Source organism: Haladaptatus salinisoli, assembly GCF_020614375.1.
In the GTDB taxonomy this organism is placed as follows: domain Archaea; phylum Halobacteriota; class Halobacteria; order Halobacteriales; family Haladaptataceae; genus Haladaptatus; species Haladaptatus salinisoli.
The window spans coordinates 13181-36455 of the sequence record NZ_CP085330.1 but is presented as its reverse complement, the minus strand read 5'-3'; the positions used below and the strand labels follow the sequence as shown (position 1 = coordinate 36455).

At 66.1% G+C, this 23275-nt stretch carries 25 protein-coding genes; 15 read left to right on the top strand and 10 right to left on the bottom strand.

Annotated features, from left to right (window positions below):
- Positions 1-53 precede the first annotated feature (53 nt).
- The 3 genes from LIX00_RS20645 to LIX00_RS20635 all read left to right on the top strand — a co-directional run bounded on the left by LIX00_RS20645 (position 54) and on the right by LIX00_RS20635 (position 5315).
- Positions 54-1799 (top strand): Rieske (2Fe-2S) protein, encoded by a 1746-nt coding sequence (locus LIX00_RS20645; RefSeq protein ID WP_227356922.1) that lies wholly within the window; start codon positions 54-56, stop codon positions 1797-1799.
- 88 nt (positions 1800-1887) lie between these two features.
- Positions 1888-4317 carry a ribonucleoside-diphosphate reductase subunit alpha gene (locus LIX00_RS20640; protein ID WP_227356921.1) on the top strand — a complete coding sequence of 810 codons (2430 nt, stop codon included), beginning with the start codon at positions 1888-1890 and terminating at the stop codon, positions 4315-4317.
- A 2-nt stretch (positions 4318-4319) separates the two neighbouring features.
- Positions 4320-5315 (top strand): ribonucleotide-diphosphate reductase subunit beta, encoded by a 996-nt coding sequence (locus LIX00_RS20635; RefSeq protein ID WP_227356920.1) that lies wholly within the window; start codon positions 4320-4322, stop codon positions 5313-5315.
- On the opposite strand, the gene LIX00_RS20630 is transcribed toward LIX00_RS20635, so the two are convergent.
- Complete coding sequence (locus tag LIX00_RS20630; RefSeq protein WP_227356919.1) at positions 5312-5788, bottom strand: acyl-CoA thioesterase; 477 nt, start codon at positions 5786-5788, stop codon at positions 5312-5314. The two genes, LIX00_RS20635 and LIX00_RS20630, sit on opposite strands and share 4 nt — an antisense overlap.
- Positions 5789-5903: 115 nt before the next feature.
- On the opposite strand from LIX00_RS20630, the gene LIX00_RS20625 reads away from it, so the two are divergent.
- On the top strand, positions 5904-6281 hold the full coding sequence (locus LIX00_RS20625; RefSeq protein ID WP_227356918.1) for an SPW repeat domain-containing protein: 378 nt from the start codon (positions 5904-5906) through the stop codon (positions 6279-6281).
- A gap of 1 nt (position 6282) precedes the next feature.
- Here the strand turns inward: LIX00_RS20625 and LIX00_RS20620 are convergent, their stop codons facing one another.
- Positions 6283-6543 (bottom strand): hypothetical protein, encoded by a 261-nt coding sequence (locus tag LIX00_RS20620; RefSeq protein WP_227356917.1) that lies wholly within the window; start codon positions 6541-6543, stop codon positions 6283-6285.
- Positions 6544-6823: 280 nt separating this feature from the next.
- Here LIX00_RS20620 and LIX00_RS20615 point away from each other — a divergent pair, with 280 nt between their 5' ends.
- The 6 genes from LIX00_RS20615 (at position 6824) to LIX00_RS20590 (ending at position 15936) form a co-directional block, all read left to right on the top strand.
- Positions 6824-9403, top strand: a complete 2580-nt coding sequence (locus LIX00_RS20615) for a heavy metal translocating P-type ATPase (RefSeq protein WP_438267112.1) — start codon at positions 6824-6826, stop codon at positions 9401-9403.
- 121 nt (positions 9404-9524) lie between these two features.
- On the top strand, positions 9525-9896 hold the full coding sequence (locus tag LIX00_RS20610; RefSeq protein WP_227356916.1) for a transcriptional regulator: 372 nt from the start codon (positions 9525-9527) through the stop codon (positions 9894-9896).
- Positions 9893-10165 (top strand): DUF7521 family protein, encoded by a 273-nt coding sequence (locus LIX00_RS20605; protein WP_227356915.1) that lies wholly within the window; start codon positions 9893-9895, stop codon positions 10163-10165. The genes LIX00_RS20610 and LIX00_RS20605 overlap by 4 nt, the downstream gene beginning before the upstream one ends.
- A 31-nt stretch (positions 10166-10196) precedes the next feature.
- A complete protein-coding gene (locus LIX00_RS20600) occupies positions 10197-12581 on the top strand; it encodes an Eco57I restriction-modification methylase domain-containing protein (protein WP_227356914.1) in 2385 nt (794 codons plus the stop codon).
- Positions 12582-12874: 293 nt separating this feature from the next.
- A complete protein-coding gene (locus tag LIX00_RS20595; protein ID WP_227356913.1) occupies positions 12875-14701 on the top strand; it encodes an SLC13 family permease in 1827 nt (608 codons plus the stop codon).
- A 110-nt stretch (positions 14702-14811) separates the two neighbouring features.
- Positions 14812-15936 carry a glutamate-cysteine ligase family protein gene (locus LIX00_RS20590; protein ID WP_227356912.1) on the top strand — a complete coding sequence of 375 codons (1125 nt, stop codon included), beginning with the start codon at positions 14812-14814 and terminating at the stop codon, positions 15934-15936.
- Here the strand turns inward: LIX00_RS20590 and LIX00_RS20585 are convergent.
- Both LIX00_RS20585 and LIX00_RS20580 read right to left on the bottom strand, forming a co-directional pair.
- Positions 15933-16376, bottom strand: a complete 444-nt coding sequence (locus tag LIX00_RS20585; protein WP_227356911.1) for a DUF7979 domain-containing protein — start codon at positions 16374-16376, stop codon at positions 15933-15935. The genes LIX00_RS20590 and LIX00_RS20585 overlap by 4 nt on opposite strands.
- Positions 16377-16473: 97 nt before the next feature.
- Positions 16474-16671, bottom strand: coding sequence for an HVO_2901 family zinc finger protein (locus LIX00_RS20580; RefSeq protein ID WP_227356910.1), 198 nt, complete (start codon positions 16669-16671; stop codon positions 16474-16476).
- A gap of 117 nt (positions 16672-16788) precedes the next feature.
- Here LIX00_RS20580 and LIX00_RS20575 point away from each other — a divergent pair, with 117 nt between their 5' ends.
- Positions 16789-17064: a MarR family transcriptional regulator gene (locus tag LIX00_RS20575; protein WP_227356909.1), complete on the top strand. Its 276-nt coding sequence runs from the start codon at positions 16789-16791 to the stop codon at positions 17062-17064.
- Positions 17061-17336 carry a hypothetical protein gene (locus tag LIX00_RS20570; protein ID WP_227356908.1) on the top strand — a complete coding sequence of 92 codons (276 nt, stop codon included), beginning with the start codon at positions 17061-17063 and terminating at the stop codon, positions 17334-17336. Before LIX00_RS20575 ends, LIX00_RS20570 begins: the two co-directional genes overlap by 4 nt.
- Positions 17337-17381: 45 nt before the next feature.
- Here the strand turns inward: LIX00_RS20570 and LIX00_RS20565 are convergent, their stop codons facing one another.
- Both LIX00_RS20565 and LIX00_RS20560 read right to left on the bottom strand, forming a co-directional pair.
- Positions 17382-18440 (bottom strand): zinc-dependent alcohol dehydrogenase family protein, encoded by a 1059-nt coding sequence (locus LIX00_RS20565; RefSeq protein WP_227356907.1) that lies wholly within the window; start codon positions 18438-18440, stop codon positions 17382-17384.
- A gap of 64 nt (positions 18441-18504) precedes the next feature.
- Positions 18505-18825, bottom strand: coding sequence for a hypothetical protein (locus LIX00_RS20560; RefSeq protein WP_227356906.1), 321 nt, complete (start codon positions 18823-18825; stop codon positions 18505-18507).
- Positions 18826-19115: 290 nt separating this feature from the next.
- Here LIX00_RS20560 and tuf point away from each other — a divergent pair, with 290 nt between their 5' ends.
- Positions 19116-20381 (top strand): translation elongation factor EF-1 subunit alpha, encoded by a 1266-nt coding sequence (gene tuf, locus LIX00_RS20555; protein WP_227356905.1) that lies wholly within the window; start codon positions 19116-19118, stop codon positions 20379-20381.
- A 1-nt stretch (position 20382) separates the two neighbouring features.
- Here the strand turns inward: tuf and LIX00_RS20550 are convergent, their stop codons facing one another.
- Complete coding sequence (locus LIX00_RS20550; RefSeq protein ID WP_227356904.1) at positions 20383-20832, bottom strand: hypothetical protein; 450 nt, start codon at positions 20830-20832, stop codon at positions 20383-20385.
- A gap of 16 nt (positions 20833-20848) precedes the next feature.
- Here LIX00_RS20550 and LIX00_RS20545 point away from each other — a divergent pair, with 16 nt between their 5' ends.
- On the top strand, positions 20849-21511 hold the full coding sequence (locus LIX00_RS20545) for a uracil-DNA glycosylase family protein (protein WP_227356903.1): 663 nt from the start codon (positions 20849-20851) through the stop codon (positions 21509-21511).
- On the opposite strand, the gene LIX00_RS20540 is transcribed toward LIX00_RS20545, so the two are convergent.
- The 3 genes from LIX00_RS20540 to LIX00_RS20530 form a co-directional block, all read right to left on the bottom strand.
- Complete coding sequence (locus tag LIX00_RS20540) at positions 21477-21665, bottom strand: hypothetical protein (RefSeq protein WP_227356902.1); 189 nt, start codon at positions 21663-21665, stop codon at positions 21477-21479. The genes LIX00_RS20545 and LIX00_RS20540 overlap by 35 nt on opposite strands.
- A 101-nt stretch (positions 21666-21766) precedes the next feature.
- Positions 21767-21958: a DUF7576 family protein gene (locus tag LIX00_RS20535; protein ID WP_227356901.1), complete on the bottom strand. Its 192-nt coding sequence runs from the start codon at positions 21956-21958 to the stop codon at positions 21767-21769.
- Positions 21959-21996: 38 nt separating this feature from the next.
- Complete coding sequence (locus tag LIX00_RS20530; RefSeq protein WP_227356900.1) at positions 21997-22368, bottom strand: hypothetical protein; 372 nt, start codon at positions 22366-22368, stop codon at positions 21997-21999.
- 307 nt (positions 22369-22675) lie between these two features.
- Between LIX00_RS20530 and LIX00_RS20525 the strand changes: the two genes are divergently transcribed.
- Complete coding sequence (locus LIX00_RS20525; RefSeq protein WP_227356899.1) at positions 22676-23275, top strand: DUF7344 domain-containing protein; 600 nt, start codon at positions 22676-22678, stop codon at positions 23273-23275.

Sequence of the window (23275 nt, the reverse complement as noted above, 5' to 3'; positions counted from 1 at the left end):
ACAGGAATTCGTTTGAGCGAACATTTACACTTTCCCATATGGTAGTGATTAACATGAGTTCGGAGACGAACGATAACTTCGTAAAAGCAGTTGACATTGAAGAACTGAAAGAAAAGGAGAAGATGGCAATCAACGTTGACGGCCGTTCTCTGGGCGCATTTTGGCACGAGGGGAAACCGTACGTGACCGATTTGAGATGCCCGCACATGGGGTTCCCGTTGAGCGACGGTAGCCTCGACGACGGTATTCTCACCTGCCACTGGCACCACGCCCGGTTCGAACTCTCGTGCGGCGACACGTTCGACCCGTGGGCCGACGACGTGCAGGCGTACCCCGTCGAGGAGCGCGACGGCGGCGTGTACGTGGACCTCCACCCGGAACCGGACGGACCGCCGGAAGAGCGCTGGAAGGGACGGCTCGAAACCGGCCTCGAGGAGAACCTCCGCCTCGTGGTCGCCAAGTCGGTCATCGGCCTGTCGAACGAGGACGTACCGGCGTCCGAACCCCTGCGAATCGGAGCGGAGTTCGGAACGCGCTACCGCGAGCAGGGCTGGAGTTCGGGGCTGACCATCCACTCCTGCATGGCGAACGTGCTCCCCGACCTCCGGGAAGCTGACCGCCCGCGGGCGCTGTTCACGGGGCTTCGCCACGTCGCCTCCGACTGCCAGGGCGAAGCGCCGCACTTCGACCAGCCCTCCTTCGAGACGCGGGAGGTGCCCGCGGAGCGCCTCCGACGGTGGTTCCGCGACTGCGCCGAGGTGCGCGACGACGACGGCGCGGAACGCTGCCTTCAAACAGCCATCGCGACGCTCGAACCGGAGCGGGTCGCCGAGATGCTCTACGCCGCCGCGACCGACCACCTCTACCTCGACGCGGGCCACAGCTTCGATTTCGTCAACAAGAGCCTCGAACTGCTGGACCACGTCGGCTGGGAGCACGCCTCGACCGTCCTGCCGAGCGTCATCCCGCGGCTGACCGACGCTCGGCGGAGCGAAGAGCTCTCGTCGTGGACCCAGCCCATCGACCTCGCGGACCTCCTGTTCGACGTCTTCGACGACCTCCCGGCGCTGGTCGAAGCGGGCGCGAACGAGACGTGGGAAGAGCCCGACGACTTCGCGGACACCCTGCTCTCCGACGACCCGCACGCCAGCCTCGACGCGCTGACGGACGCGATTCGGGGCGGCGCGACCTGCGAGCAACTCGCCGACAGCGTCGCTTTCGCGTCCGTGGTTCGAATCGCGCGGTTCGGCACGGCCAACGAGTTCAGCGACTGGAACACCGTCCACCACACCTTCACCTACAACAACGCCGTGCAGCGGGCCGCGAGGCGGGCGAGCTCGACCGCGCTGTACCGCGGCGTCCTGACGGGCGCGATGAGCGTCTACCTCGACCGCTTCCTGAACACGCCGCCCGCGCCACTGCCGAACGTCGAGTCGTCGGACGCCGACCCCGCCGACCTCCGCGAAACGCTGCTCGAAACGTTCGACGAGGAGGGTGGCGTGAACGACGCCGCGAGGCTCGTCGCGGAGCACTTCGCGGCGGGCGGCGACCCCGCCGACTTGAAGCGGACGCTCGGCCGGGCACTCCTCCGCGAGGACGCCGGTTTCCACACGCTCCAGAACCTCGAAGCGTCGTTCGCCCAGTTCGACCTGCGCGAGGACGAGCGCGAGCGGGAACTGGCGCTCGTCGCGCTGGCTCGCTACATGGCCGCCCACTTCCCGACGCGCCGGGAGGCCGAACAGACCTACGTCATCGCCGAGCGACTGAACCGCGGCGAGAAGATACACGAGACGAACTGACGCGACGTTAATCAACTAGACTTTAGAAAGTGAAAGTCTAGTTGGAAAGCTTTATACCTCCGTCGTCGGACAGGGCAGGGTGGAGCCAATGAGTCACAGCACGACGACGAGCGAGGGAATTCGCTCGATAGTGGAACGGGCGCGAACGGGGGTCGAATCGGTCGCGGACGAGGCCGTCGAGGAACTCGTCCGCGAAGTAGAGCGGGAACTGTACGACGGCGCGACCCGCGAGGAGAAGTACGACGCCGTGGCGAAGGCGGCGAGCGCGCGCATCGAGCGCGACCCGGCGTACGACGACGTCGCGGCGAACGCGTTTCGGCGGGGGTATCGGCGCAGGGTCGTCGGTTCGCGCGACGACGAACGGGCGTACCGGGAGGCGTTCGTCGAGAACGTCCGCCGAGGCGTCGACGCGGACCTGTTGGACGAGCGCCTGCTCTCGTACGACCTCGACGGACTCGCCGACGCGCTCCGACCGGAGCGGGACGACCTGCTCTCCTACATGGCGATGGAGACGCTCTCGCAGCGATACTTCCTCAGAATCGACGACGCGCCCGTCGAACTGCCGCAGGCGTTCTGGATGCGGGTGGCGATGGGGCTCGCCCTCCGGGAGGAGGCGAGCGAGCGACGGGAGCGCGCGGAAGAGTTCTACGAGGCGATGTCGAGGCTTCGGTTCGTTCCCTCGACGCCGACGCTGTTCCACGCGGGGACGACACAACCGCAGCTATCGTCCTGCTACGTCACGACTGTTGCCGACGACCTGGACCACATCTTCGAGCGATACGGCGACCACGCCCGCCTGTCGAAGTGGTCGGGCGGCATCGGAACCGACTGGACGAACCTCCGGGCGTCCGGTTCGCGCATCGAATCGACGGGCGTCGAGTCGAGCGGTATCGTCCCGTTCCTGAAGATAAGCAACGACGTGACCGCGGCCATCAACCGCTCCGGTAAGCGGAGGGGGGCGGCCTGCGCGTACCTCGAACCGTGGCACCTCGACTTCCCGGCGTTTCTCGACTTGAAACGGAACACGGGCGACGAGCGCCGCCGCACCCACGACATGAACACGGCGGCGTGGGTTCCCGACCTGTTCGTGAAGCGCGTCCGGGAGGGCGGGACCTGGACGCTCTTCTCGCCGGACGAGGTTCCCGACCTGCACGACGCCTACGGGACCGATTTCGAGGAGCGGTACGAAGCATACGAACGGGCGGCCGAGCGGGGTGAGCTTCGGCAGTACGAGGAGGTCGAGGCGCGGGAGCTCTGGCGGACGATGCTGACGCGCCTGTTCGAGACCGGACACCCGTGGATAACCTTCAAGGACGCCTGCAACGTCCGGTCGCCGCAAGACCACGCCGGCGTCGTCCGCTCTTCGAACCTCTGCACCGAAATCACGCTCAACACGAGCACGGACGAGACGGCGGTCTGCAACCTCGGGTCCGTGAACCTCGCCCGGCACGTGGACGAGGACGGACTCCGGCGCGAGCGGTTGGCCGACACCGTCGAAACCGCGATGCGGATGCTCGACAACGTCGTCGACCTGAACTACTACCCGACCGAGGACTCCGAGCGGTCGAACGCGCGCCACCGACCCGTCGGTCTGGGCGTGATGGGATTCCACGACGCGTTGTTGGAGCGGGGGATTCCGATGCGGTCGGAGCTCGCCGTCGAGTTCGCGGGCGAAACGCAGGAGTTCGTGTCGTACCACGCCGTCCTGAACTCCTCCCGATTGGCGCGAGAGCGGGGCACTTACGAGAGCTACGAGGGGTCGAAGTGGAGTCGCGGCCTCCTGCCGCAGGACACCGTCGAACTGCTCGCCGAGGAGCGGGGACGCGAGATTCCGGTCGAGTTCGAGGAGCGCCTCGACTGGGAGCGCGTCCGCGAACACGTCGCCGACCACGGGATGCGCAACTCCAACACGATGGCCGTCGCACCGACCGCGACCATCTCGACCATCGCGGGGACGACCCCCTCCATCGAACCGATGTACTCCAACCTGTACGTGAAATCCAACGTCACGGGGGATTTCACCGTCGTCAACGAGCACCTCGTCGACGACCTGAAGGAACGCGACCTGTGGGACGCGGAGATGGTAGACCGCATCAAGTACCACGACGGCTCGATAGGGGAGATAGAGTCCATCCCGTCCGACCTCCGCGAACTGCACCGCGGCGCGTTCGAAATCGACCCGCGTCACCAGATTCGGCTGACCGCGCGGCGAGCCTGCTGGATAGACCAGAGCCAGTCGCACAACGTCTTCTTCCCCTCGACCGACGGGCAGTTGCTCGACGACGTGTACCAGTTCGCGTGGGAGCACGGGCTGAAGACGACGTACTACCTGCGGACGCTCGGCGCGAGCCAGATAGAGAAATCCACCGTCGACACGGCCGAGTACGGGAAGACGCAGACCCGAACCGACGGGACGCGAACCGGCGACGAAAGCCGAGCGAGCGACGAGACGGAAACGAACGACGCGTCGGACGACCTACCGAGCGTCGAAGACCCGACCTGCGATGCCTGCCAGTAACGATGACGATACTCGACATCGACAACCAACACGACCCGAACAAGATACTGCCGATCGACTACGACTGGGCGCGGGAGTACTACCGCGCGGGCGTCGCCAACAACTGGACCCCGGAGGAGATTCCGATGGGCGACGACGTGCGGCAGTGGAGCGGCGACGAACTGAGCGACGAGGAAAGACGGCTGGTCGAGTGGAACCTCGGATTCTTCTCGACCGCCGAGTCGCTGACCGCGAACAACCTCGTGCTCGCCCTCTACGAGTACGTCACCGCGCCGGAGTGCCGCCAGTACCTGCTCCGACAGGCGTACGAGGAGGCGATTCACACGGACACGTTCATCTACTGCTGCGACTCGCTCGGGTTCGACCCCGAGTACCTGTACGGGATGTACGACCGCATCCCTTCCATCGCCGAGAAGGACGAGTTCGTCGTCGAGCTGACGCGGGCCGTCGACCGCGACGATTTCAGCGTCGAGACGACCGAAGACGTGCGGGCGCTCGTCCGCGACCTCGTGGGCTTCTACGTCATCATGGAGGGAATCTTCTTCTACGCGGGGTTCGCCATGATGCTCGGCCTGAAACGACGGGGGAAGATGGTCGGCGTCGGCGAGCAGTTCGAGTACATCATGCGCGACGAGTCGCTCCACCTCGCGTTCGGCGTCGACCTCATCCATGAGATTCGACGAGAGAATCCCGACGTCTGGACGGACGAGTTCGAGGCGGAGATTGACCGGCTCGTGAAGCGAGCCGTCGAACTGGAGAAGATCTACGCCCGCGAGGCCTGTCCCGAGGGAATCGTCGGGATGAGCGCGGAGCAGTTCGCGGAGTACGTCGAGTACGTCGCCGACCGCAGACTGCGCCAACTCGACATGGACGCGCGGTACGGAACCGAAAATCCGTTCTCGTGGATGTCGGAGGCGACCGACTTGAACAGGGAGAAGAACTTCTTCGAGACGAACGTCGCCGAGTACCGGGACGCCGGGTCGCTCGACTGGTCTTAAGGGGCGGTTTCGAGCGACTCCCGGCGCTCGCGACGCTGTCGAAGCGCGTCGTCGCGGAGCGTCGCCTGGTCCTCGGTCGGACAGGCGACGTCGGGAACGGTCGTCGGACGTTCGTCGTCGTCCAGCGCGACCATGGTGAAAAACGACGTCGCGGTGGCCTGCACCTCGTTTTCGCTCGGTCGCTCCGCGCGAACGTCGACCAACACGTCCATGCTCGTCCGCCCGGTCTCGAACACGTACCCCTCGACGACGACGATGTCGCCGAGGTCGATGGGACCGAGGAAATCGACGTGGTCCATCGACGCGGTGACGACCTGCCGTCGGGCGAATCGACGGGAAGCGATGGCGGCGCAGATGTCCATCCAGTGGAGTATCGACCCGCCGAGCGCCCGTCCGAGGTTGTTGGCGTCGTTCGGCATCAGAATCTCGCTCACGACGGTGTACGAATCCGATAGAGTCGCGGTGTCTCGCATCGGTCGTCGCTACGACTCTCGGACGGATAAATCACCCGTACTTGTACTAATGAAAGTTAATTTGATCCGGTAGCCGTTCGACTTATCGTCGGGAGCGTCGTTCGGAGGGTACGCAATGCGGAAGAACAGGGCCGTCGTGGCGGGCGCACCGCTCGGCATCTGGTTGCTGGTCGCACCGTTCGTCGTCTACGAGGCGATGCTCGCCGAGAACTTCTGGAACGATATGCTCGTCGGCGTCGCGGTGTTGCTCCTCGCGCTCGCCGGGGCGGTCTCCGCGTGGCGCGGGCGGTCGATGAGCATCGCGGCGGGCGGTTTCCTCGGACTGCTCGGTCTCTGGCAGACGACGCGACCCTTCGTCGTCGCGAGCGCCGGGCCGCTTCCCCTCTGGGGCGACGCGATAGTCGGGGTACTGCTGGCGGCGCTCGGCGGACGGGCGGTTCGAGAGGCGCGTTCCGCGACGATGGCGGACCGAACACCGACCGGGCAGCGGTGAGTCACCGCTTCGAGGTGTTCTTCGTCGCCTCCGCGTACCACGGCGGCCGCGTCACCCGCGTCGCGCCGACGCTCGTCGCTTCGAGCGTCTCCGTTCGACGTACTCGACTCCCGTTCCCGACGCCGGTCGCCTCGAATCGGCAGCGGTGAACCGGTCCCCACGCGTCGCCGCCGGCGGCGCGGTCGGTGATCCCTTCCGCCGACAGCCCGGGAGCGAGGTCGCCCGAGAAGCGGGTGGTTTCGGGACCGGGAGTCGACCCCATGCCGTCGAAAAAGAGGTGCGTCAGGCGGTGACGACGGAGCGGGCGAGCGCGAACGCGAGGAGGGCGCGACGTATCGCCGAAAGCTATCTTCGTTTCTACGTAAAACGTCGCGGATACGACGGTGTACTGCCGATGAAGCGAGGCGAACACCCGGTTTCGGTTTTTTCGGTGATGTATTTCGGCGCTTCGCCCGAACGAATCGGAGGTTTCTGGCATCGCTATTCGAGGTTTCTAAAGGACAAGGTGCATGAATAAGAACCCCGTAGGTAGTGACAAGGAGATGACCGTGACGGAAAAAACGCAACTCGAAATCCGCGGCATGAGCTGTGCGAACTGCTCCGGAACGGTCGGGGAGGCGCTCGAATCGCTCGACGGCGTGCGGGAAGCGACCGTCAACTTCGCCACCGACGAGGGAACCGTCGAGTACGACCCCGACGAGGTTTCGTTGGCGGACGTCTACGCGGCCATCGAGGACGCGGGATACGAACCGGTTCGCGCGAGAACGACCGTCGGCGTATCGGACATGTCCTGTGCGAACTGCTCGGAGTCGGTCGAAGCGGCGCTCGAAGCGGTTCCCGGGGTCCTGCACGCCGACGCGAACTTCGCCACCGACGAGGCGAGCGTCGAGTACAACCCCGCCGAAGCGAGCGTCGCGGACTTCTACGACGCCGTCGAGTCGGCGGGTTACGCGTCCGTCCGGGAGGACGACGCCGAGGACGAGGACGGAGACGCCCGACGAGCGGCGCGCGACGCGGAGATTCGGAAGCAGTTCCGCCTGACGCTGTTCGGGACGGTGCTCGCGCTTCCGCTGGTCTTTTTCATGTTCGAACACCTCTTTTTCCCCGACTTTCTGGGCGAGACGCTGTTCGGCGTCGATATCCGACTCGTGCAGTTCCTGCTGGCGACGCCCGTGCAAGTCGCGCTGGGCAGGGAGTTCTACGAGAACTCCTACACGGCGCTCGTGCGGAACGGGACGGCGAACATGGACGTGCTCATCGCGCTCGGTTCGACCACGGCGTACCTCTACAGCGTCGCCGTCCTGCTGAATCTCGTCCCCGGCGGAACCTACTTCGACAGCGCGGTGCTCATCCTCGTGTTCATCACGATGGGTAACTGGCTCGAAGCCCGGTCGAAAGGCAGGGCGAGCGACGCCCTCCGCGAACTGCTCGAACTGGAAGCCGACACCGCGACGGTGATTTCGGACGGAAACGAGCGCGAAATCCCGCTGGACGAGGTCGAAGAAGGCGACCTGCTCCGCGTCCGCCCCGGCGAAAAGGTTCCGACCGACGGCGTCGTCGAGGACGGCGAGAGCGCGGTGGACGAGTCGATGGTCACCGGGGAGTCCGTCCCCGTCGAAAAGCGCGAAGGCGACGAGGTCATCGGCGCGACCATCAACGAGAACGGCGCGCTCACGGTTCGGGCGACGAGGGTCGGCGAGGAGACCGCCCTCCAGCAGATCGTCCGGACGGTGAAGGAGGCCCAGTCCCGCCAACCCGAGATTCAGAACCTCGCCGACCGAATCAGCGCCTACTTCGTTCCGGCGGTTATCGCCAACGCGCTGTTCTGGGGCCTCGTCTGGTACCTCTTCCCCGAGACGCTCGCCGGACTCGCGAACGCCCTCCCCCTCTGGAGTCCGGTCGCGGGCGGCCCCGAGGCGGCGGGCGGAGCCGTCTCGCGGTTCGAGTTCGCGGTCGTCGTCTTCGCCAGCGCGGTGCTCATCGCCTGCCCCTGCGCGCTGGGCCTCGCAACGCCGACCGCGACGATGGTGGGCACGGCCATCGGCGCTCGCACCGGCGTCCTGTTCAAGGGCGGCGACGTGCTGGAGCGAGTGAAGGACGTGGACACCGTCGTCTTCGACAAGACGGGGACGCTCACCGAGGGCGAGATGCGCCTGACCGACGTGGTCGCCGTCGAACCCGCGGCCGACGGCGGCGTCGAGGCGGTCGAGAGCGGTTCGCGCCCCGAAGTGACCGAAGAGTTCGTCCTCTCCGCGGCGGCCAGCGCGGAGCGCGGGAGCGAACACCCCCTCGCGGAAGCCGTCGTCGAGGGTGCGAGGGAGCGCGGCGTCGAGGTCGAGGAGCCGACCTCGTTCGAGAACGTCCCCGGGCACGGCGTCCGGGCGGAGACGAGTCGCGGAACCGTCCTCGTCGGCAATCGAAAACTCCTGCGCGACGAGGGAATCGACCCGACGCCCGCGGAGGGCGCGATGGAACGACTCGAACGCGAGGGGAAGACGGCGATGCTGGTCGCGGTCGACGGACGACTGGCGGGCGTGGTCGCCGACGCCGACGAGGTGAAAGCCGGCGCGAAAGAGGCCGTCGCCGACCTCCGAGCGCGCGGACTGGACGTGCGCATGCTCACGGGCGATAACGAGCGGACCGCCCGCGCCGTGGCCGAACGGGTCGGTATCGACCGCGACCGCGTCAGCGCGGAAGTGCTCCCGGACGAGAAGGCGACCGCGGTCGAAGAGGTGCAGTCGGACGGAAAGCGGGCGATGATGGTCGGCGACGGCGTGAACGACGCCCCGGCGCTCGCCGCGGCCTTCGTCGGAACCGCCATCGGAAGCGGGACCGACGTGGCCATCGAGGCGGCGGACGTGACGCTCATGCGCGACGACCCGCGCGACGTGCTGAAAGCCGTCCGCATCTCGGCGGGGACGCTCTCGAAGATAAAACAGAACCTCTTCTGGGCGCTCGGCTACAACACGGCGATGATTCCGCTGGCCTCGCTCGGCCTCCTGCAACCCGCGCTCGCGGCGGGCGCGATGGCGTTCTCCAGCGTGAGCGTGCTGGCGAACAGCATGCTCTTCCGCGGGTACACGCCCGACCGCGATTACCGACTCCTCGGATTTCGTCGGTGAACAGCGGAAATGGTGGGGTAGTTTCCCGCTCCCTCGGGCGATTTTTCGGTGATCCTCGGGGGACGAGAACGCTCGCAGTAGTCGAACCAATTATGTGTCGAGCCGAGAAAGGTGGGGCCGAATGGTGCGGGACTTGGCAGACGAAGCGCCCGAACTGCAGGATATACTCGACGCCCTCGATGACCCCGCCTGCCGACGAATTATCATGGAACTAGACAACCCGATGACAGCACGCGAACTCGCCGATTCGACCGACATCCCGCTTTCGACGCTCTACCGGAAGCTCGACACGCTGAGCGACGCCTCGCTCGTCACGGAGCTGACGGAAATCCGCGAAGACGGGCACCACACGTCGCGGTATCGAATCGCGGTCGAGTCCGTGAACATCGCGCTGACGGACGACCGCGAGTTCGACGTGACGATAGAGCGACCGCCGCGGACGACCGACGAACGCCTCGAACGACTGTGGGAGGAGGTGCGAAAGGAAACATGAACGTCACGCCACTCGTCATCGCCCTGAAGACGCTCACGCTCGTCCTCGGCGGCGTGATAACGTACTTCGCGTTCAAGGCGTACCGCCGAACCGGGTCGCCCGCGCTCCGGTCCCTGGCGGTGGGGTTCGGCGTCGTCACCCTCGGCGCGATTCTCGCGGGGCTCGCGGATCAGGTGTTCACCGTGAACCGCGACCTCGTGCTCGTCATCGAGAGCGCGCTCACCGTCATCGGCTTCGCCGCCATCGCCTACTCGCTGTACGCGGAGTAGAGTTATCCGACAACGGAGTGATTCGGAACCAATGGACGCGCTCCGCGGCGGCGACGGACGCGAGTCGGAGATTCCGGACGGTGTCGTCCGGCGAGCCCTCGAACTGGTCACGGACGAGTTACTCGACGCGGAGAACCCGGACGACGAAATCGAACGGGCGTTCGACGCCGCGCTGGTCGGGACGTTTCGCGCTCTCGTCGCGGCGTTCGCGGCGGCGCGAGGGCGGAGCGAACCGCCGTTCGCCGCCGGTCCGGAGCTCGAAGCGGAGCGGGAGCGACTCGAATCGCTGTCGCCGGCGACGGAGGCGCGGCTCTCGTCGCTGGCGGCCGACGTCGATTGGGAATCGCTCTCGACCCGTCACGTCGGCGGGGCGTACGAACGCCTGCTCGACCGCGAACCGACCGTAACCGACGACGGGGTTCGGCTCGTCGACGCGCCGGCGCGCCGGGCGGCGGTCGGCGCGTACTACACGCCGGAGGACGTGGTCGAGTACGCCGTCTCGCGGGCGCTCGACGGGACGGAGGACGCCCGGGTGCTCGACCCCGCGATGGGGAGCGGTCACTTCCTCGTCCGCGCCATCGACCGCCTCGCGGAGTCGCGCGACGAACCGGCGGAGCGGGCGCGGAGGTACGTCGCCGAGAACCGCGTCTTCGGCGTGGACGTGGACCCGCTGGCGGTCGAACTCGCCCGGTCGGCGGTGTGGCTGGAAACGGGCGTCTGGCCGGCCGACAACCTCCGGGTCGGCGACGCGCTCGCCGGCGACGATCCGGAAGTGCTCCGAGGGGGACGATTCGACGCGGTCGTGGGCAACCCGCCCTACGTTCGGAGCCGACACATCCCGGCGGAGACGAAATCCGACCTCAAAGAGCGGTACGACTCGGCGACGGGGTCGTTCGACCTCTACGTGCCGTTTCTGGAGCGCATGGCGGAACTCGGCGACAGGGTGGCGTGCGTCGTTCCGAACAAGTGGACCACGGCGCGGTACGGGCGGACGCTCCGGAACCGCCTCCTCGACCGTCACCGATTGGTGGAACTGCTCGACGTGTCGGCGGCGTCGGTGTTCGCGGACGCCAGCGTCTACCCGCTCGTCGTCACCGTCGAGACGGACGCGGGGCCGACCGAGACGATTCGGGTCCGGCAGGCCGACTCGCCGGGTGGGATCCGAAGAGCGACGGAGACGACGCTCTCCCGGTCGTTCGTGGACGAACTCGGCGACAGGGTGATTCCGGTCGGCATCGACCCCGCCTTCGTCCCGGTCGCCGAGCGACTCCTGCGCGAGCACGACGACCTCGGGGAACACGTCTCGCTGACCGAGGGAATCCACACCGGGAACGTGCGGGAGAAGCTCGTCGTGGACGACCCCGGGCCGGACCGCGAGAAGCTCGTCTGCGGCGGCGACGTCTCGCGCTACGGGCTGGAGTGGGACGGCGAGTGGGTACGGTTCGATCCGTCGCTCATCGGCGAGGACGAGTACGGCGGCCTGCGCGACCGAGGGGTCTTCGAGTGCGAGAAGTTACTGCTGCGGGACATCAGCGACCGTCCGGCGGCGACGTACGACGCGGACGGCTTCTACGCCCTCAACACGCTTTACAGCGTTCGCCCGCGCCCCTGCTCCGACCTCCCGCTTCGATACCTCCTCGCGGTCGTCAACTCGACCGCGGCGGCCTGCTGGTTCAGACAGGTGTACGGCGGCACGCACGTCAGCGGGGGGTACCTCCGGTTCAAACCGATGTTCGCTGAGCGGTTGCCCGTCCCTGCGGGAGCGGACGAGCGCGACGCGCTGGCCGCGCTCGCGAACCGAATGGGCGAACTCCGACGCGAACGGGACGGCGTCGACGTTCGACTTCCGGAAGCGGACGGACCCCGGTTCGGCGAGGTCGCCGAACCGCTCGGCGACTCGATACTGGCCGAGACGACGAGCGCGCGGGACGGTCTCCGACTCGGTTCGGTGTCGGTCGAGGAACGCGGCGGGAAACTCGTCTTCGCGGCCACGGCGCGGTATCGACCCGGCGAGGACGCGAGGGAGACGGGAGGGGGTGAGGAGGGAAGAGGGAGCGGAGAGGAAGGAAGCGAAGGCGTCGATTCGTGGGGATTCGTCGAAACCGAGCCGATTCCCGCGCTGACGTTCGACGGCGACGCGGCGTGGCGCGACCTGCTCAGGTGGTACGTCCCGTCGGCGGTCGAAGGCGACGCGTTCCCCGACCGGGCGACGAAGACCATCTCGCTCCGCGACCGACTCGAATCGCTCCGCGTGCCGACGCCCGACGGCGCGGCGGAGTTCCTCGACGCCCGCCGTCGCGCCGCGGAGCTGGACGAGAAACTGGCGCGAACGGACGCCGCCATCGACCGGCTCGTCTATCGAGCCTACGGTCTCTCGCCGGGGGAGAGGGAGACGATGGAGCGACTGGTCGAGTGACCGGACGAGCGGCGAAGAGCGGGGACGACGGACCTACGGGAGTGCGACCGCGCCGAGCGCGAAGGCGACGCGCGCACCGACAGCGACTCCCGGGAAGAGCCGCCGACGTTCGCGCCGACGAAGATAGCGGCGACGACGCTCACCGCGGGTTGAAGGAGAGCGGTGTTCGATGATATGCGAAAGCGCTCGAAATATTTTTCAAATCCGTTGTTTTCGTCACTTGTAACTTACAAAAACGTTTTTCCGCGGGTCGTCTGGAAAGCTTTTTCCGAGGTACCTCCGTATTTTCGAGCATGTTGCAGGCCGGGGCGGGCGTGACGACGGACATGGTGGTGGTGTTCGCCGTGGTCGTGCTCGCGCTCGTGCTCTTCGCGACCGAGCTGTTGCCCGTGGACGTGACGGCCATCCTGGTGATGGTCACGCTGATGGTGCTCGAACCGTGGACCGGAATCGACACGGTGGAGGGAATCTCGGGGTTCTCGAACGAGGCGACCATCACCGTGCTGGCGATGCTCATCCTGAGTTCCGGCGTTAGCCAGACCGGGGTCGTCCAGCTACTGGGGAGCCGACTGGCCGAATTCGCGGGGACCGACCTCCGAAAGCAGTTGTTCGCCACCATCGGCGTCGCCGGCCCCGCCTCCGGGTTCGTGAACAACACCCCCGTCGTGGCGATTCTCGTTCCCGTCATCACCGACCTCGCGCACGAGGGGAGAACGTCACCCTCGAAACTGCTCATCCCGTTGTCGTACGCCTCGATGCTCGGCGGGATGCTCACGCTCATCGGCACCTCGACCAACATCCTCGCCAGCAACGTGGCGGCGCGCCTCGCCGACGAGCACCCCTCGCTCCACGGCTTCTCGATGTTCGAGTTCACCGGCCTCGGACTCGTCGTCCTCGTGACCGGGAGCTTCTATCTCCTGCTCGTCGGGCATCGACTCCTGCCGGAGCGCGTGCCGCCGCAGGAGGACTACATCGAGGAGTACGAGATGGAAGACTACCTCACCGAGGTGCGGGTCGAAGAGGGCTCGCCGTTCGTCGGCGAGACCGTCGAGGACGCCATCGACGGGGCGATATTCGACGCTGACATCCTCCAGATCGTCCGCGACGACGAGGCGTTCCTCGACCCCCTCGGCCAGAAGACCGTCCGGGCGGGCGACGTGCTCAAACTCCGAACCGACCGGTCGACCCTCCGCTCGCTCCTGACGCTGGACGAGTTGACGCCCGTCGGAACGCCGACGTCTGAAGCGGAGATGCAACCCGGCGAGGAGCAGACGCTGGTCGAGGTGGTCGTTCCGTCCGGTTCCACGCTCGTCGGCGAGACGCTGGAGAGTTCGACGTTCCGCGAGCGGTACGACGCCACCGTCCTCGCCTTTCGAAGCCGCGGCGAACTCATCCGGGACCGCCTCGACCGGATAACGATCCGCGTCGGCGACACCCTGCTCGTGCAGGCGTCCGCGGACAGCATCGACCGCCTCTCCGCGAATCGGGATTTCATCGTCGCGCACGAGGTGGCCGACCCCGACTACCGAACCGACAAGATTCCGGCGGCGCTCGCCATCGTCTTCGGCGTGGTCGCGCTCGCCGCGCTCGACATCTTCCCCATCCTCGTGACGGCGCTCGGCGGCGTGGTGACGATGGTCGTGACCGGCGTGCTGCGACCCACCGAACTGTACGACTCGGTGGAGTGGAACGTCATCTTCCTGCTCGCGGGCGTCATTCCGCTCGGCATAGCGCTCGAACAGTCCGGCGGGGCGGAACTGCTCGGCGGTCTCGTCGCCGCCAGCGCGAAGTTCCTCCCCGTCGTCGCCGTGCTCTGGGTGTTCTACATCGCCACGGGCCTCGTCACCGAGGTCATCAGCAACAACGCCAGCGTCGTCCTCATGATTCCGGTCGCCATCGAGGCGGCGGTGGACATCGGCGCGAACCCCTTCGCGTTCGTCCTCGCGGTGACGTTCGCCGCCTCCACGTCGTTCCTCGGGCCGGTGGGCTACCAGACGAACCTGTTCGTCTACGGGCCGGGCGGGTACAAGTTCACCGACTACTTCCGAATCGGCGCGCCGCTCCAGTTGCTCCTCTCGGTCGTGACGGTGGCGGGAATCGTCTCGTTCTGGGGGCTCTGAAGGGACATAATCCGCGTAAGATATTAACAGACGAGTGTCCTACAATACCTATCGTTCGGTGACGTTCGAATCTCCAAAGGCCGGGCACAGCGGTACGCGAGGGGCGAGAAGTGCGAGAGGGAGGGGACGAGGTGGGCGGCGATGGTCACCGACCGGGGAGGGGGAAGATGAAAATCGGACTCGAAGCGGAATACTGGGTTATCGACGAATCGGGGGAATTAGCGACCGACACGGACGGCCTCGCCGAGGTGAGCGAGCACGTCGTTCCCGAGTTCGTCGCGCCGCTGATAGAGGTGCAGACGCCGCCCGTCTCGAACGCGGAGGAACTCCGCCGCGAGTTCGGGTCGATACTGCGAACCGTCTGCGACGCGGCGGACGAACGCGACCTATCGTTGGTTCCGCTCGGAACCCCGCTCGCCCGCGAATCGCTCCCCGTCACCAGCGAACGCGGGCGACTGCTGGAGCGGATGTACGGGGACGACATGGAGTACGCGAAGAACTGCGCGGGGACGCACGTCCACTTCGACCGGGGGAACGTCGTTCGGCAGTTGAACCTGCTCACGGCGCTCGACCCGGCGCTCGCGCTCGTCTCCTCGTCGCCGTACTTCGACGGGAGCAAACTGGCGAGTTCCTCGCGCGCCGCGGTGTATCGCTACGAGTCGCACTCGACGTTCGCGCGCTACCGCGACCTCTGGGACTACGCCGAGAGCGAAGACCAGTGGGAAGAGCGCATCGACGAGCAGTACTTCGTCCTCCAACTCATCGCGCGGGAGCGCGGTATCGAAACGGGGACGTTCTCCGAGTACTTCAAGCGCGAAGACGCGGTGCTGACGCCGGTTCGCCTCCGCCACCGGTCGCCGACGGTCGAGTGGCGCGCGCCGGACACCGCCCTCCCGAGTCAGATTCTGCGCCTCGTGAGCGACGTCGCGAACCTCCTCCAGCAGACGGAGTACAAGGACGTCGTCGTCGGTGAGACGGGTATTCGGACGGAGAAGATAGGAATCCCGCCGTTTCCCGAGGTGCGAGAGCTCAGCACCGCGGCCATCAACGAGGGACTCGGGTCGCTTCGCGTGCAGGATTACCTGACCACGATGGGGTTCGATACGACGCGCTACCACCCGATATCCGACCGCATCGAACACGGGTGGACGCTCCCGCGCGAGGAGGCGCTCCGAATCAGACGGGAGTACGCGGACCGATTGGTCGAAGACGTGGCGGAGTTGACCGGAAGTTAGCTCGTCCGGGATCGGAATCCGCTGACCACGTCGAGCCACGAGACGAAGACGAAGACGCCGATGAGCGCGGTTATCGTCCCGCCGAACAGGGTGGCCATCCGCTCGGTGATGTGCTCGCGCTCGGTGATTTCGAGCGCGAAGACGGCGTCGTCGGTGACGACGAACGAGTTGACGTCCAACTGCGACGGGGGCGTCTCGGGGAACCGGTACGAACCGTCGAGCTTCGCGCGCCCGAAGGCGACGCGAGCCTCGCGCGAGAGGTCGCCGTACTCCACCGACGCGGAGCGCACGCCCGGTTCGTTCTCGTTCACCCGCTCGACCGAGAGCGTGTACGTCGTGTCACCCTGCGGCGGTTGGAGGAGCGCGTAGCCGGTGACCGAGAGCCCGGCGACGAGCATGAGAGTTGCGAGCACCTGGATGAGTAGTCCGTCTATCCGCATTCGACGTTCGTCTCCGGGGAGTGCGGCGACTTAAAGGGTTTCCATCGAGCATCCGCGAAAGAAAACGAGCGGGAGCGATAGTCGAACGCCGTCTCGATTATCGGCGGGAGGGTAGTACGTCCTCTACCGGATAGAGGTCCTCTCGAATCCCCTCTCCGTCGCAGTCGTCGTTCGGGCATCGATACCGCCAGCCGTCGTCCGTCGCGGTGTCGGCGTCGAAACGCTCTCCGCACTCTCGGCAGAAGAGGAGGTCTACGTCGGACGCGCGCTCCCGACTTGCAAGTTCAGGCTGCATACCTTATGATTCACAGCCATCCATAAAAGAACCTCCGCTTTTACCGGTGACACAAGCGACACTGGGTTACCTCCAAGTTAGCGAGTAATTTAGTGGTCGGCGTCCGTCGTCCCGTTCATGAAAGAGCAGACGCTGGCTCGCTTGTGCGACCTCCCGCCGAGCGCGAAGCTCGTTTTCAAAGTTCTGGAGTACGACGGCTCCCACACGCAAAAGGAGATCGTCCAACGGTCGCGGCTCTCCGCGCGGACGGTCAGGAGCGCGCTGGACAGTTTGACGGAGATCGGTGCCGTCAAAGAGGAGGTGTACATCCCCGACGCGCGCCAGCGGCTCTACCGGCTGGACGAGTCGGGCGACTGGGAGCAGGTGCGCTGTCTCGAAGAAGCGCCGGTGTGAGCGACGCCTTCTACGCCCGTTCTTCGAGGGAGGGCCACCGATTCGACCGATCCCCGGTCGGCTGGTACAGTCCGATTCCGAGGAGCGCGAGCGGAATCACGACGATGCCGACCCACCCGACCAATCCGGCGTCGGCGGTCGCCGCGCCCGCGATGAGGAAGATTCCGATGACGGGAGTGGCCGACAGGAGGAGGACGATGGGCGCGATTCGGAGGAGGCCGAGACCGGCCGGGGAGTTCGTACTCCGAACCTTCCGCCCGGACCACCCGTGAATTACGTTTTCTCGCTGAAACCGCTCGGAACGACCCGCGGTAGCCTCAGTTCGAGAACTCGACGACCTCGATTCCGGTCGTCTCGAACTCGCTCATCGCGCCGAGGCGGGCGGGCACGTCAGCCAGCGACACCGTCTTCGTCACGAGTTTCTCGGGCGAGAGCGTCCCGCGTTCGAGCATCCGGAGGAGTTCGTCGTACCGCGAGGGCGGCATCCCGCGCGAACCGACGAACGTGATCTCGCGCATCGTCATCGCGTCCGTCGGGAGGGAAATCTCGCCCCGTTCCTCGTCGGTCGTCAGTCCGAGTTGGACGTGGTGGCCCCGACGACGGAGGCAATCGACGGAGTTTCGGCACGTTTCGGCGATGCCGAGCGCGTCGACGGAGACGTGCGCGCCGCCGAGACGGGTGCGAATCGTCGCGGGAACGTCCTCCGCGCGGGCGTCTATCGTCTCGTCCGCGCCGAGTTCCCGCGCCCGGTCGAGTTTCGCGTCGTCCACGTCGACCGCCACGACGTTCGCGCCGAGCGCGTCGGCGACGTGAACCGCCGATAGGCCGACGCCGCCGCAGCCGTGAACCGCCACCCAGTCGCCCGGCGTCAGGTCGACGCGGTGGGCGAGCGCGTGGTACGCCGTGACGAACCGGCAGCCGAGGCCGGCCATCTCGACCGGCGAGACGCCGTCGGGGAGGTGCACCGCGTTGTAGTCGGCGTAGGGGACGTGTACCCGTTCGGCGAACGCGCCCGGGGCGGCCTCCTCGAAGCCGAGGGCGATGCCGTTCTCGCAGACGTTGCCGTGACCGTTCCGGCAGTAGCCGCAGTGGCCGCGTCCGAGGTTGAACGGAACCGCGATGCGGTCGCCCTCGCGGACGCTCTCGACCCGCTCCCCGACCGCCGCGACCCGTCCGGCGGGTTCGTGGCCGAGAATCTGTCCGACCGGAACCTGGTCGTCCGCCCACTCGCCGTGGCCCTGCCAGGCGTGCCAGTCGCTCCGGCAGATTCCGCAGGCCTCGGTCTCGACGACGACGCCGTGGTCGTCGGGGTCGGGTTCCGGTACGTCCTCGATGGCAAGCGGTTCGCCGTAAGCTTTCAGAACTGCGGCTTTCATATCCGAGAGTGGTGCGTGAGCGGCTTAAAACGGCGGGGAGCGGCGAGCGGCGATTTGCCGAGTACTACCGGTCCGCGTTACAGTTCACCGTCCGCCAGATGGAAACGTCCGAAGTGGGTTCGTCGTGGTACCCGACGAGGATTTTGAAGCCGACGCAGTCGGTGCCGTAGTCGCCGAAATCGAGTTCGCGTCGCTCCTCTTTCGATTGGTCGTCCCGCCACGCGTAGACGACGTCGGCACCCGCCTCGGTCGGATACCCGTCGAACGCCCCGCCGGAAGGGTCGGCCGGTTCGCCGGCGTTCAAGCGAAGCGACTTCCGATACACCGATTTACCGTCCTTTCGGAGGAGCACGCGGACGGTGTGCGGTTCGTCGTCGAAATTCATGGCTCCGAAATGCACGATTTTCGGGGGATCGGGTCCCGACCAGGAAGTGAGACTGGAACACCCGGCCACGCCGGAAGCGAACGTCGCACCGCCGAACCGGAGAACCGCGCGCCGGGAGAGCGAGGACATGTGGTAACGTCATCATCACGGTTCGGTGATAAATACTTTCTCCGGCGATGGTGGCGTCCGCGAGCGAGTTAATTCGACCCCTAGCGTGCGGAAACGGACGATTTCGACGCAACCGTTTTTGTGGCTGGCGACCGAGAACATCAGATACGGGGAATGGGGATATGCCAGACAAACCACACCAGAACCTAGCCATCATCGGCCACGTCGACCACGGAAAGTCCACCTTGGTCGGGCGACTCCTCTTCGAGACGGGGAGCGTACCCGAGCACGTCATCGAACAGCACAAGAAGGAAGCCGAGGAGAAGGGCAAGGGCGGCTTCGAGTTCGCCTACGTGATGGACAACCTCGCCGAGGAGCGCGAGCGCGGGGTGACCATCGACATCGCCCACCAGGAGTTCGACACCGACGAGTACTACTTCACCATCGTCGACACGCCGGGCCACCGCGACTTCGTGAAGAACATGATCACGGGCGCGTCGCAGGCCGACAACGCCGTGCTCGTGGTCGGTGCGGACGACGGCGTCCAGCCGCAGACGCAGGAACACGTCTTCCTCGCGCGGACGCTCGGCATCAACGAACTCATCGTCGCCGTGAACAAGATGGACGCGGTCAATTACGACGAAGACCGCTACCGCGAGGTGGTCGCGGAGGTGAAAGACCTGTTGAACCAGGTCCGTTTCGACACCGACGACGCCGAGTTCATCCCGGTTTCGGCGCTGGAGGGGGACAACGTCGTCGACCACAGCGACAACACGCCGTGGTACGACGGCGCCGTCGTCCTCGAAGCGCTGAACAACCTGCCCGAACCTGAGCCGCCGACGGACGCGCCGCTCCGCCTGCCCATCCAGGACGTCTACACCATCTCCGGCATCGGCACGGTGCCGGTCGGACGCGTCGAGACGGGAACCCTGAACACGGGCGACTCCGTCTCGTTCCAGCCGAGCGACGTGAGCGGCGATGTCAAGACCATCGAGATGCACCACGAGGAAGTACCGCGGGCCGAACCGGGCGACAACGTCGGATTCAACGTGCGCGGCGTCGGGAAGAACGACATCCGTCGCGGCGACGTTGCCGGTCCGGCGGACGACCCGCCGAAGGTCGCGGACACGTTCACGGCCCAGATAGTCGTGATGCAGCACCCGAGCGTCATCACCGCGGGTTACACGCCGGTCTTCCACGCCCACACCGCGCAGGTCGCCTGCACCATCGAGGCCATCGACCAGAAGATCAACCCGGCGAGCGGCGAGGTCGAGGAGGAGAATCCCGACTTCATCCAGAGCGGCGACGCGGCGGTCGTGACCATCAGACCGCAGAAACCGCTCTCCATCGAACCGTCCTCGGAGATTCCCGAACTGGGAAGCTTCGCGGTGCGCGACATGGGCCAGACCATCGCGGCGGGTCGGGTGCTGGAAGTGAGCGAGAAGTAGGCTACCGCGCGCCGCTCACGCCGAACTCGTTTTCGAACCGGCGTCGAACGTCGCGGAGCGTCTCGCGGTTTTCGTCGGGGGCTTGATTCTCGAACGACGAGAGCGCGGAGACGGTCGTCTCCGCCTCGCGGTCGGACAGCGCGACGGTCTCGCTGCTCGTGTCCTCGAAGAATCCCTCGCCGAACCGCTCGAACAGCGCGCTCGGCGTCTCCTCTTCCTCGAACCCGAACTCCTCTTTCAGGTGCTCCCTGACGTTCAGGGCTCGCTCGCCCTCGGTTCCGCCGCCCGTGCTTTGGAACTCCGAGAGCGCCGAAATGACGGTTCGCGCTTCCGGTCGGGACAGTTCTATCGAACCGCTGTCGGTGTTCGCCATGCCCCGGCGATACGACTTCGAGTCCCGTAAGCCGACCGGCCGATTCGAGCCGAAAACCGCGTCGCCTTTAACGGTCACGGTGTTACGAAGTCCCGTGCAGAACGTCACGGATAGAACGAGCAATCCGTTCGGCATGCGCCCGCCCTGCGAGTACGAGTGTACCCCCGGCGGACCGAGCGCGGTGTTCGGCTACGGCGACGCGAACGCCGATTTCCACGTCGTCGGCGACCATCCGGGCGTCCACGGCGGAGCCGAAACCGGCGTCCCCTTCACCGGAAGCGAGGTCGGCGAGCGCCTCCAACCGGTGTTGAACGACGCGGGCTTTCTGGGGGACGCCTACAGCGACGAACCGGCGGTGGCGAACCTGTTCGCGAGTTACCTCCACATGTGCTGTCTTCCGGACGGTCGAAAACCGACTCCCTCGGAGTACGCCGACATGGAGCGATTTTTCGACGCGGAACTCCGCGCCATCGCCGCGCACGTCCTGCTTCCGGTCGGCGAGCGCGCGACCGAACACGTCCTCTGGGAGTTCACCGCGCAGGCGGAGAAGTTGGACGTCGACATGGAGTCGCTCCACGCGCAGGAAATCAAGGGTCGCGGATTCCTCGTCGTGCCGGTCCGAGACCCGCGCGAGTGGGGACCGCGCGACGCCGATCGACTCCGAGCGAGGCTGAACGCCATCCTCGCGTCGGACTACCAGCAGACGGTCGATTTGGGGCGGTTCATGCCGGACGCCGACCCCTACGAGGTTCGGTGAGTACCGAGACGACCGTCGCCGCGATTCCGACGACGAACTCCACCGCGAGCAGCGCGACGGGCAAGCCGACGAGCGAGAACGCGAGGAACCCGACGACGGCACCCGCGACGAGCGCGGCGCGTTTCCACGGCGACTCGGGACGCGGAAGCTCCATGCGGGGAGTGGGATTCGAAAGCGTGTAAAGCAGGGAGAGCGTTTTTGCGGTACGCGCCGGTTACTCGGGTGTCGTGACGGGTGCCCGCAAACCGCTCCCGGTCACTCCGGAAGCGGTCCCGTCCACTCCTCCAAGCAGTCGTCGCTGCAGAAGTGGAGCGTCACTCGCTCGGTCTCGTTGGCGGTGACGCCGCGCTCGACGATCACCGTGGCGTGGTGGTCGGCGAGGTCGACGAGCGCACCGCAGTTAGCACAGGGTGAGAACTCCTCGTCTGAGCGGTCGGAGTCGGACATAGCGGAAGGATGGACTCGCGACGGGTAAGTGCACTGCCTTACTCGGTGAGTTCACCCGCGTCGCGGGAGTTCGGTACTTCGGCGTCCGTCCGAACGGTGTTTTCGACCGTCTCGCGGACGTCCTGCGAGAGGACGGAGAACGCCATCGCTCGAACGTACACCTCGTAGTCCGCGTGCGTGTCGCTCGCGTCTTCGGAGACCACCTCGGCCACCACCTCGATTTCGGGGTCGCGCTCCGAGAGTTCGCAGATGCGAAGCGACACGTCGAAGTTCCAGAGGTCGACGACGCACTCGCCGACCGAGCGGTAGAGGGCGGAGCGCGTGCTCATTCCGGCGGCCATTCGCTCGTGAACGTCGTTCGCGAGCCGTCGAACGACCCGCCGGTACTCTCCCCTATCGAAACTCGCCATCGTCGGAGAAAGTTTCGCTTTCGAGGTATTAAAAGACTCGTGACTGGATCGACGAGGAGAGCGGTCTCGAACGCCGAGCGAACGCCGAACGGTCGAAGCGCGAACGGAGCGGAAACGGGTCGTTTACCACCGACGCAGACCCAACACCTTTTTAAAATCCACCGTAGATATTGAACTACATGGCACGCGAGCAACGAAACGACCGATTACCGGGACGAGGACGGCGCCTAACGAGAAACGGCGGCGGCAATCCCGGCTTGAACGACAGACGGCGAGGAGAAAGCGACGCGTACCGGACCGCAGGACGATGAGTGTCGAATCCGACTCGGCGACGACCGGCGGATTCGGGAGTACCGAAGCGGAACGTCCGGAACCCCTCTCGCGCGACAAGATCTTCCACATCCTCCAGACCCAACGCCGCCGAGACGCCCTGCGCTACCTGAAGGACACGGACGGCCCGGTCGAGATGCGGGACATCGCCGAACAGGTGGCCGCGTGGGAGAACGACACCACGGTCCAGGCGCTCACTTCCGACGAGCGCCAACGCGTCTACATCGCGCTCTACCAATCGCACCTCCCGAAACTGGACAGCGAGGGTATCATCGAGTACCAGAAGAGCCGCGGCATCGTCGAGCGCGGGCCGCTGGCCGACCAGTTCGACCCCTACCTCGATCTCCACGGAGAGGGTGCGACGGAGACCAAGCGGGGGGACGAGTCGGAGGTCGGTGACGAGGTCCCGTGGTTCAGCTACTACCGCCGCATCACCACCGTCGGCGTGTTGACGGCGGCGGCGGCGTGGCTCGGCGTTCCACCTATTTCGTTGGTTCCCGACCTGGTTTGGGGCGTCATTCTCGTCGCCGCGTTCGCGGCGGTTTCGGTCGCCCAACTCCTCGCGAACGAGACGTAA

What these genes read in the sequence shown, in the direction of transcription:
- LIX00_RS20575 (WP_227356909.1), top strand. Translation starts at nt 16,789, where the DNA reads ATGAAAGAGCAGACGCTGGCTCGCTTGTGCGACCTCCCGCCGAGCGCG.
- LIX00_RS20565 (WP_227356907.1), bottom strand. Translation starts at nt 18,440, where the DNA reads ATGAAAGCCGCAGTTCTGAAAGCTTACGGCGAACCGCTTGCCATCGAG.
- LIX00_RS20595 (WP_227356913.1), top strand. Translation starts at nt 12,875, where the DNA reads ATGTTGCAGGCCGGGGCGGGCGTGACGACGGACATGGTGGTGGTGTTC.
- tuf (WP_227356905.1), top strand. Translation starts at nt 19,116, where the DNA reads ATGCCAGACAAACCACACCAGAACCTAGCCATCATCGGCCACGTCGAC.
- LIX00_RS20600 (WP_227356914.1), top strand. Translation starts at nt 10,197, where the DNA reads ATGGACGCGCTCCGCGGCGGCGACGGACGCGAGTCGGAGATTCCGGAC.
- LIX00_RS20530 (WP_227356900.1), bottom strand. Translation starts at nt 22,368, where the DNA reads ATGGCGAGTTTCGATAGGGGAGAGTACCGGCGGGTCGTTCGACGGCTC.
- LIX00_RS20625 (WP_227356918.1), top strand. Translation starts at nt 5,904, where the DNA reads ATGCGGAAGAACAGGGCCGTCGTGGCGGGCGCACCGCTCGGCATCTGG.
- LIX00_RS20560 (WP_227356906.1), bottom strand. Translation starts at nt 18,825, where the DNA reads ATGAATTTCGACGACGAACCGCACACCGTCCGCGTGCTCCTCCGAAAG.
- LIX00_RS20610 (WP_227356916.1), top strand. Translation starts at nt 9,525, where the DNA reads ATGGTGCGGGACTTGGCAGACGAAGCGCCCGAACTGCAGGATATACTC.
- LIX00_RS20540 (WP_227356902.1), bottom strand. Translation starts at nt 21,665, where the DNA reads ATGGAGCTTCCGCGTCCCGAGTCGCCGTGGAAACGCGCCGCGCTCGTC.
- LIX00_RS20580 (WP_227356910.1), bottom strand. Translation starts at nt 16,671, where the DNA reads ATGCAGCCTGAACTTGCAAGTCGGGAGCGCGCGTCCGACGTAGACCTC.
- LIX00_RS20620 (WP_227356917.1), bottom strand. Translation starts at nt 6,543, where the DNA reads ATGGGGTCGACTCCCGGTCCCGAAACCACCCGCTTCTCGGGCGACCTC.
- LIX00_RS20585 (WP_227356911.1), bottom strand. Translation starts at nt 16,376, where the DNA reads ATGCGGATAGACGGACTACTCATCCAGGTGCTCGCAACTCTCATGCTC.
- LIX00_RS20635 (WP_227356920.1), top strand. Translation starts at nt 4,320, where the DNA reads ATGACGATACTCGACATCGACAACCAACACGACCCGAACAAGATACTG.
- LIX00_RS20525 (WP_227356899.1), top strand. Translation starts at nt 22,676, where the DNA reads ATGAGTGTCGAATCCGACTCGGCGACGACCGGCGGATTCGGGAGTACC.
- LIX00_RS20605 (WP_227356915.1), top strand. Translation starts at nt 9,893, where the DNA reads ATGAACGTCACGCCACTCGTCATCGCCCTGAAGACGCTCACGCTCGTC.
- LIX00_RS20645 (WP_227356922.1), top strand. Translation starts at nt 54, where the DNA reads ATGAGTTCGGAGACGAACGATAACTTCGTAAAAGCAGTTGACATTGAA.
- LIX00_RS20630 (WP_227356919.1), bottom strand. Translation starts at nt 5,788, where the DNA reads ATGCGAGACACCGCGACTCTATCGGATTCGTACACCGTCGTGAGCGAG.
- LIX00_RS20535 (WP_227356901.1), bottom strand. Translation starts at nt 21,958, where the DNA reads ATGTCCGACTCCGACCGCTCAGACGAGGAGTTCTCACCCTGTGCTAAC.
- LIX00_RS20640 (WP_227356921.1), top strand. Translation starts at nt 1,888, where the DNA reads ATGAGTCACAGCACGACGACGAGCGAGGGAATTCGCTCGATAGTGGAA.
- LIX00_RS20615 (WP_438267112.1), top strand. Translation starts at nt 6,824, where the DNA reads ATGACCGTGACGGAAAAAACGCAACTCGAAATCCGCGGCATGAGCTGT.